The sequence below is a fragment of the Streptomyces sp. NPDC093221 genome, assembly GCF_044753885.1.
Classification (GTDB): Bacteria; Actinomycetota; Actinomycetes; order Streptomycetales; family Streptomycetaceae; genus Actinacidiphila.
In genome coordinates, this window is the sequence record NZ_JBIVOA010000020.1 from 1 (window position 1) to 1,048 (window position 1,048).

Sequence of the window (1,048 nt, forward strand, 5' to 3'; positions counted from 1 at the left end):
TGTATTGATCACGAGCGTTGTTGACATGTGCCGGTGCTTGATCATGGCGAAGACCTCCGGTGTGGTGGAGCTGTCTAGGACTGCACCGCACGGAGGTCTTCGTGTCCCACCGTAATGCCCGGCTGACCGTTCACGGCAGACGGATCCTTGTCGAGCGTGTCCGCTCGGGCCGCCCGGTGGCGCATGTCGCCGCCGAGATGGGGATCTCGCGGACCACGGCCCATAAGTGGGTCAGGCGGTGGCGGGCCGAGGGCGAAGCCGGTCTGCACGACCGCTCCAGCCGGCCGCACAGGACACCGCACCGCACCCCGGCCGCGGTCGAGGCCCGCGTGTGCGAGCTGCGCCAGACCCGCAAGCTCGGGCCGGCCCGGATCGGCCCGGTCCTGGGCATGCCCGCCTCGACCGTGCACCGGGTCCTGGTCCGCCACGGCCTGAACCGCCTGGCATACATCGACCGGCCCACCGGCGACATCATCCGCCGCTACGAACGCGACCGCCCCGGCGAACTGATCCACATCGACGTCAAGAAACTCGGCCGGATCCCCGACGGCGGCGGCTGGCGCACCCGCGGCCGCCAGGCCACCCGGGCCGGGAAACCGGGTGCCGGCTTCGACTACATCCACTCCGCCGTCGACGACCACACACGCCTGGCCTACAGCGAAGTCCACCCCGACGAGAAAGCCGCCACCTGCGCAGACTTCCTCCGCCGCGCAGCAGCCTTCTTCGCCACCACCGGCATCACCCGCATCGAACGCGTCCTGACCGACAACGCCTGGTCCTACCGCAAAAGCGCCCTGTGGAAGCAGGCCCTGACCGACCTCGGCGCGACCGGCAAACTCACCCGCGCCTACCGCCCACAGACCAACGGCAAGGTCGAACGCTTCAACCGCACCCTGCTCGACGAATGGGCCTACCAACAGCCCTACACCACCAACGACCAGCGGACCGCAGCCCTGGCAGACTTCCTCCACACCTACAACCACCACCGCACCCACACCGCACTCGGCGGCCAGCCACCCATCACCCGCGTCAACAACCCTCCAGGTCA

At 69.0% G+C, this 1,048-nt stretch carries 1 protein-coding gene; it reads left to right on the top strand.

The features are described 5' to 3' along the window. Positions 1-101: 101 nt before the first annotated feature. On the top strand, positions 102-1,048 hold a 947-nt coding region (locus ACIQCJ_RS35815), incomplete at its 3' end, for an IS481 family transposase (protein WP_402714030.1).